Below are 6,916 nucleotides of genomic sequence, written 5' to 3' on the forward strand. Positions count from 1 at the left end.
AGGCGAAATCATCGGGTTCGACGGAAGCCTATCCAAAGGACCTAAAGAAATCTTTTCTCATTTACAACCGATTTTCGAAAGTCACCCAACGCCTCCATTTGTAACGAAAGTAAAAAGTGTCCGTTCTTTGGGAGAAGGAAGCGTTATACTGAGAGCAATTGCAGGAATGAGGCACTTAGGGGAGTCGGATATCAATCCAGAATTGAACACGCACCACACGCTTATAGCGGGAAGGAAGAAGGATGGGTGGAACATTGAGCTTTTCCAAAATACGCCGCCACAGTTTCATGGACTTCCAGAGTTAGTCGAACAAATGACAGAGGAGCTGCGGGCAATTTTATAGAAGGAGGCTACATGAGGGACTCCTGGCACGTTATGATCAGCATACTGGTTACCTTTTGTTTTCTAGTCATTGGCTGCTCTGCTTCTCCAGGAGAAGGAGAAGGCGGTCTCTTAAGCAAAAAGCAAGTGTTGAAGGAAAACCCAAACGCCGACCTGTTTGTTTTTGAAGGAAAAGTATATAAAAACGGTGTCGATTGGATTGAGGAACAGGATCTGACCAAGGATGCTCAAATTGGAGAGATAAAAAAAGGTATGGCTACCGAGCTTCCGATAGGAGCAAAGATTTTTCAAACGAGAGAAAAGAAAGGGATTCTGATTGTTCAATATCGAAATACGGAGAAGAGGTACTTGCTCCGAATGGGGGAGTGAGGGGAGGCGTTAAAATTGCAAGAATGTGAAATTTGCGGCACGCCTTTCAAGTGGGGGGAGTTTTTTAGAGCGAATTGGTTTTACAGCGTGATTTCCTGTCGTAAGTGTGGGAAGGCATATCATATCACTTTTTCTTCTAGATTTATTATGACCGTTTTAACTATTGTGCCTATGATGATTTTCATTTGGAATTCTCCCTTTGGAAGCACCTTTATGTCAATTGGATTTGGTCTAATGATCGCATTTTTAGGCTCTATACCGACACCATATTTGGTTCGATATAGACCAGAAACAAGCAAATAATGATCAACGAAAGTTGGGTGTTTATGTACTTATTTTTTGGTTTTGTAGGTTTGATTATGTTCGTTGTTATAAAAGGTATCTTTAAATCAGTGAGCAAAGGGAAATCGAACGTAACGTCAGGAAACAACTATACGCCAACCAGCGACATTTACAGCGGACGATCCAGAGACTATGATGCGGCTCCTGTTGAGCAGAGGACGAGAAGTGCAGAGTATGAAAGCCAAGAAGAAAAACAATGGAACAACATAAGTAATGAATTTCAGCAGCTTGAAAAAAATAGAAAGCAAGACAGAGAGTCCTAATGATGGCCGGGCCACGAGTTATTGCTATCACTTCGGTTTCAGGTGGAGGAAAGACAACAATTACCGAGGAATTGAAGCATTCTTTCTTGGATTCGAGGGCTCTCCATTTTGATGACTACGATTATGAACAAAGCCCGAAAGACTTAATAGAGTGGGTGGAGGCAGGTGCCGACTATGATCAATGGAAGTTAACCCCGCTCATCGCAGATATGAAGCAGGTACTAAACGATGAGAAAACGTCCTACTTATGGTTGGATTATCCCTTCGCTTATCAGAACAAGGAAATGGCAAACTTTCTTGATTTGGTCATTTATATTGATACCCCCTTAGATATTGCTATGGCGAGACGAGTGATCCGAGATTATGCAGATCATTCACTCTCTGACGTCTTCACCGATTTAACCTTTTACATAGAACGTGGAAGAATCGGCTATCTTGAAATGGAAAAGACGATCAAAACGGATTCGGATGTAGTCATTAATGGAACATATTCTCCAGCAGTCATAGCAGAAGAAATAAAACGTTACATAAGAAGGGGGAAAGGGAGATGAATGTGAAACATGTGTATGCGTTCGAATCGACGAAGGATTATGAGAAGCACGAAGGATTTATTCTAAAATGCTGTGAGGTCATGGAGAACTACCAAAACATGCTCAAAAAAGACTATGAACTTACTACTTTACCGAAAGGAATTGTCTGGACGACGAGTAAGTTAGCGACGAGTGTTTTTTCCAACCTTCCTATTCCTGCTTTCACGAACAAGGACACCATTTAAATGTCTCCGGATATTCAAGAGTGGAGAAATCTCTTTCTACAGCAGCTAGAAGGGAGAAATCTTCCTCACGTCCACCGGTTCTATGAAACTCTTTCGGAGAAGCATCTCTTTACCATCGTTGCCCACGAACTTTCTCATCACTCTGATTTGTTTCTCGATGAATTTGGTGAAGAACGGGAGGATAGCATTTGGTTTGAAGAACTTAGCTCGTAAATCTCTGCTTACAGAAAGCGAATTTCTAGAAATTCTTCAGGTGGAGTCATCGTTGGTCCTTGAATTTGAAGAGAAGTACGGAGTGCATTCCCTGGATGAATTTGGCAGTAAATTTTACGTAGAAAGCCTGACTAGCATAATGTTTGATTATTGGCGCAGTTTTTTGGCGATTCATCACTTAGTAGAAAAACAGGCAGGAAGTGTGCATAAAGTGTTTAGGGATTACCACGAGTGGGATCGACAAGGCAGAAACGTGCCTTTAACTAGTTATATGGGAATCGATTCTATTTCAATTTCTTCAGTATAAAAATAGATGAGGGAGGTTTATCAATGGGAGTTTTACTAACGTTTATCGTTGATATCATAGCTTCTATCGCTGCCTCTACCGTTTTTAAGAAAGAGAAAGGTTGATGAAAATAGTGCGTCTGCTAGGTCGAGCGAGAAATTTACTGTAACAAGAATTTATTGAAATTTTTACGATAAATTCACTTTGTGAGGGAATAGACAAGTGTGGCAAGTAGTAAGATGGGAAATGAAGTTGCTGTGCCACATGTCGGATATCAAATGAGGATGTTAAGATAACAAAAAGTTCTTAAAAGGGGTGCTCGTTCGTTGTATCTAAGTGAAGTGAAAAACCTTAATTTTTATAGCCAGCTTTCTTTGAAGCAAGTAGAGGACCGACTTTTGATTACGGCTGATTTTCCTAAACAATTTATGGTAGAGAGCCAAATGAAAGATCCTTTCCTCTATGTCACGTTGTATGTTCGTGGAGGAGCAAGAATTAAAATCATTGATGAAGGAACGGCTAAGCTCTATATTCCGAACACTAAAGATATAGATCCGGAGACGTATAAACAAATCATTGAGTTTGCTAAAGACCATGCACCACAGTTCAAGAATCGAACAAAAAAATAAACGGGTTTGATAGGAGGTGCTTTCTTTTAAAGGAGAGCACCTTTTTTGTAACGTCATTGTAACAATTGTAATGTAGGAACATGTAAGAATGAGAATAGGCAAGTGCTGAGGATGAATAGAAGACTTTCATGCGAATATACATAAACTCGTTTATGATGCCATTATAGAGTAAAGTAAACTGCTTAATCCCCATTTATGGACGGTTCATTAGCATTTTCTGCAGCAGTAGAGGGTTATCCAATCCATGAACTTAACGGAATGGTAACGGGTGGGTAACCTTATTTCATCCATAGTAGAGTAAAATAAAGGTAGCGATTGAAAAGGGGGATACTTATGGAAGAAACCATCCATAATTATGAAGAATTGATGCAGATGTTAGATTCATGCTTACGTGAGCCGACTCATTTTTGGAATGAATTTTATTCCGATCGGGTAAAAAAAGTGCCGTTCTTTAAAAATGCTCCTGATGAGAATTTGGTCTCCTACGTTGAGGATGGGATCGTTCCTAAGGGGAAGGTCCTCGAGTTAGGATGCGGCCCTGGACGAAATGCCATATATCTTGCTGAAAATGGCTGGGAGGTAGACGCAATTGATCTTGCTGAGACCACTTTAAAATGGGCAAGAGAACGAGCGGAAGCTCATGATGTAAATATAAACTTCATTCAAAAAGACATCTTTGATTTAACTATTGAGGAAGGAGTGTATGATTTCGTCTATGATTCCGGATGTTTCCACCATATCGCTCCACACAGAAGAATGTGTTACATCAATGTAGTCAGAAGAGCATTACCACCAGGAGGTTTCTTCGCTCTGACTTGCTTTGTGGAAGGAGGAAAGCTTGGAGGAGCTGATCTATCTGACTGGGAAGTATATAAGGAAAAAAGCTTAAGAGGAGGACTGGGATTCACAGAGGACAAGCTGAAGAAAATTTTTCATGAGTTCCAACCGATTGAAATAAGAAGAATGAACGAAGCGGAGCCCTCTTCACCTGTCTTTGGCGTTCCTGATCTTTGGACTGCATTATTTAGAAGATGAGGGGGCACCGATGACCATCCCCGCTTCATATTCAGACTCCTCTCAGTGATTGTCAGTTAATTTAGATCTAGTAGAATATGTGAAACTTCAAGGAGGGAAAGCAATTGGAAAAAGATTCTTTTACTATTGATAGATTGAAACTGGATGAAACGAAGGGACACTTCATTCTAGGAATAGATGGATTAAGCCGCTCAGGTAAAACGACATTCGTTCGAAAGTTGGCGAGCGACTTTGAGACAGCTGACAAAAATGTACACATCTTTCATCTTGATGATTACATTGTGAACCGTAATAGGCGGTATCATACTGACCAAGAAGAATGGAAGGAGTATTATTACTTACAGTGGGACACGGTGCAGTTGAGGGCCTCATTTTTCCAACAAGTACATAAAGCTAATGCATTAACTCTTGCCGTGTACGATTCAGAAGCTGACTGTCACGTAGAAGAAATGGTTGATTTGAATGAGACAGAAGTCATTGTTGTAGAAGGTGTTTTTCTGCAAAGGGAGGAGTGGAGATCTTTTTTCGATTGGATCATTTATTTGGACTGTCCTCGGGAAGAAAGATGGAAGCGAGAAAAGGAAGAAACCAGGGCAAATCTTGTTAAATTTCAGACTCGATATTGGAAAGCGGAGGACTTTTATTTAGAAACCGTAGAACCTGATAAAAAAGCTGATTGTGTAATCCGTACATAACGGATTATTTGGTCAAAAAAAAAGAGGCAGTTTCCTACCCTTCATCAACTTTTCTTATATTCCAAAAGCGGTGTTTAAAGCTGTTGGAATTTATTTGATGAGCCATCCGTTCTGCGTCCTGCCGTACAACAAACACTTTATCTTTTAGAGTACTTGTGTTTTTAAGCGTTTCCTTCCGTCCGTTTCTGATTCTCATAAGTTTGTAAATCAGAATCACCTCGCTTATTCGCAGATTGAATCTTATGTAGAAATTATCTCATGATAATATTTGAAAAGATACCTCGAATGGGGGCTTTTCGTAACAAAAATTGCTACACTCTCCGACAAAAATTCTCAGAAATTTTGCTGGGTGAGAAGCTTGTAGGAAATCTATCGTTTATGACAATTAAGCTTCTCAAGTGAAATAGTAAGCAAATTTCTTGCAATTGACTTTGACAGATAGTATTCCCTCACTTATAATGATAATCGTTATCAATGAAAACGATTATCAATCTTTAAAGTCAATAGAAAGAAATGGGGTTGTAACATGAAGAAGCTGATCTCGAGTCTTTTTTTATTTACTTTCATTATAGGGTTTGCAAATCAACCTATACACGCTGAGAATGTTGAACAGTCGTATCAAAAGTTGCTCCCGTTTGTTGAGGAGTCGGTTACATACGCGGAACAAGGGGACATGGATAAAGCCAAGGAAGAATTGAGCGAGTTCCATGAAACCTGGGAAGCGGTTGAAGAAGGCATTGAGGAGAGTTCACCTGAAGCCTATGAGTCTATTGAATCTTCTATGGCAAAGGCAGAAGCCCTGACTCAAGGGGGGAATGCTGATAAGCAGAAGGTGATCAATGCTTTGACCGAACTAGAAGAATCGGTTGAACAAGCTGCCGGTGGAGATAAAACTGCTACTGATAACCAACCTGGAGCAAAAGCTTTAACAGGGTTAACCCATGAACTCAAAGAAGCTTCAGAGTCGGTTGAAGCAGGAGACTGGTCACATGCGAAAGAAGAGTACGAAGCTTTCCATGAAGGCTGGGAAAGCATCGAAGGTTCGATTCGATCTGCAGATGCAGAAGCTTATGAAGCGATCGAGTCTAAGATGGGTCTCGTAAGCGCGTCATTAGATGCTTCTTCAGATGTGGATAAAGCAGAAGAAACTCTGAGTGCTCTAATCGGATCGATTGAAGGATATACAAAAGCAAAGGACGAGAATGCAGCATCACCAGAACAACCAGGTGCGAAAGCATTAACGGGCTTAACTCATGAACTGGAGGAGGCCTCAGAATCTGCAGAAGGCGAGGACTGGACTCATGCGAAAGAAGAGTACGAAGCTTTCCATGAAGGCTGGGAAGGTGTTGAAGATTCTGTTCGATCTGCAAATTCAGAAGCTTATGAAGCAATCGAGACGAAGATGGGCCTCGTAAGTGCGTCGTTGGATGCTTCTTCTGATCCTGAGAAAGCAACAGAAAACATAGAGGCTTTGATCAGCGCTATTCAATCTTATACAAATGATTCAGAAGCTCCAGCATCATCGGAAGAGGAAACAAGGACAGAAGGAAATGGAATCCAAACATTAGTGGATATTCTATCTGAAACGCAGTCTGCAATTGATGATGGAGACGCAAAAGCGGCTGCTTCCAAAATGGAAGAGTTCATTTCTGTATGGCCAAGTATTGAAGGGGAAGTAAGTACACGCTCTGCAACCGTTTATGAATCGATTGAAAATGAAATGACGAAAGCGCTCGGACTGCTTTCTTCTAACCAACCTCAAACGGAACAAGCAAAAGAAGTTGTTTCCGATATGGAGACACAACTGAATTCCGTTATGGAAAAAACGAGCTACACGATGTGGGATGCGATGATTATCCTACTTCGCGAAGGATTGGAAATCATTTTAGTTCTATCTGCCTTGCTGGCGTTTCTTAAGAAGAGTGGAAATGCTGAGAAGCGCGGCTGGATTTGGGGCGGAGCCGGTG

Annotated in this window: 11 protein-coding genes and 1 pseudogene; all 12 read left to right on the forward strand. The window is 40.9% G+C overall.

Translation table 11 applies throughout. The features are described 5' to 3' along the window. On the forward strand, positions 1–343 hold a 343-nt coding region (locus tag LD39_RS00290; RefSeq protein ID WP_035541570.1), incomplete at its 5' end, for an SgcJ/EcaC family oxidoreductase. Between the two features lie 11 nt (positions 344–354). Further along, positions 355–711 carry a hypothetical protein gene (locus LD39_RS00295; RefSeq protein WP_052158653.1) on the forward strand — a complete coding sequence of 119 codons (357 nt, stop codon included), beginning with the start codon at positions 355–357 and terminating at the stop codon, positions 709–711. A 15-nt stretch (positions 712–726) separates the two neighbouring features. Further along, positions 727–1,014, forward strand: a complete 288-nt coding sequence (locus LD39_RS23855) for a TIGR04104 family putative zinc finger protein (protein WP_035541571.1) — start codon at positions 727–729, stop codon at positions 1,012–1,014. A 23-nt stretch (positions 1,015–1,037) separates the two neighbouring features. Next, a complete protein-coding gene (locus LD39_RS00305) occupies positions 1,038–1,316 on the forward strand; it encodes a hypothetical protein (RefSeq protein WP_156112534.1) in 279 nt (92 codons plus the stop codon). A 2-nt stretch (positions 1,317–1,318) separates the two neighbouring features. After that, the gene (locus tag LD39_RS00310) at positions 1,319–1,867 is read left to right on the forward strand and encodes a hypothetical protein (protein ID WP_231572486.1); all 549 of its coding nucleotides are present in this window, start codon (positions 1,319–1,321) and stop codon (positions 1,865–1,867) included. Further along, positions 1,864–2,091 carry a hypothetical protein gene (locus tag LD39_RS23385; protein ID WP_231572487.1) on the forward strand — a complete coding sequence of 76 codons (228 nt, stop codon included), beginning with the start codon at positions 1,864–1,866 and terminating at the stop codon, positions 2,089–2,091. Before LD39_RS00310 ends, LD39_RS23385 begins: the two co-directional genes overlap by 4 nt. Beyond that, positions 2,092–2,304, forward strand: coding sequence for a hypothetical protein (locus tag LD39_RS23390; protein ID WP_231572488.1), 213 nt, complete (start codon positions 2,092–2,094; stop codon positions 2,302–2,304). It abuts the gene before it with no gap. Then, complete coding sequence (locus LD39_RS23395; protein WP_231572489.1) at positions 2,285–2,611, forward strand: hypothetical protein; 327 nt, start codon at positions 2,285–2,287, stop codon at positions 2,609–2,611. The genes LD39_RS23390 and LD39_RS23395 overlap by 20 nt, the downstream gene beginning before the upstream one ends. A 305-nt stretch (positions 2,612–2,916) precedes the next feature. Continuing rightward, positions 2,917–3,219 carry a hypothetical protein gene (locus tag LD39_RS00320; RefSeq protein ID WP_035541576.1) on the forward strand — a complete coding sequence of 101 codons (303 nt, stop codon included), beginning with the start codon at positions 2,917–2,919 and terminating at the stop codon, positions 3,217–3,219. A gap of 333 nt (positions 3,220–3,552) precedes the next feature. Beyond that, on the forward strand, positions 3,553–4,254 hold the full coding sequence (locus tag LD39_RS00325) for a bifunctional 2-polyprenyl-6-hydroxyphenol methylase/3-demethylubiquinol 3-O-methyltransferase UbiG (protein WP_035541578.1): 702 nt from the start codon (positions 3,553–3,555) through the stop codon (positions 4,252–4,254). Between the two features lie 104 nt (positions 4,255–4,358). Beyond that, complete coding sequence (locus tag LD39_RS00330; RefSeq protein ID WP_081988177.1) at positions 4,359–4,949, forward strand: kinase; 591 nt, start codon at positions 4,359–4,361, stop codon at positions 4,947–4,949. Positions 4,950–5,475: 526 nt separating this feature from the next. Next, positions 5,476–6,916: pseudogene (locus LD39_RS21665) on the forward strand (sporulation protein YpjB); the annotation flags it as partial.

The organism is Halobacillus sp. BBL2006 (assembly GCF_000786645.1).
In the GTDB taxonomy this organism is placed as follows: domain Bacteria; phylum Bacillota; class Bacilli; order Bacillales; family Halobacillaceae; genus Halobacillus.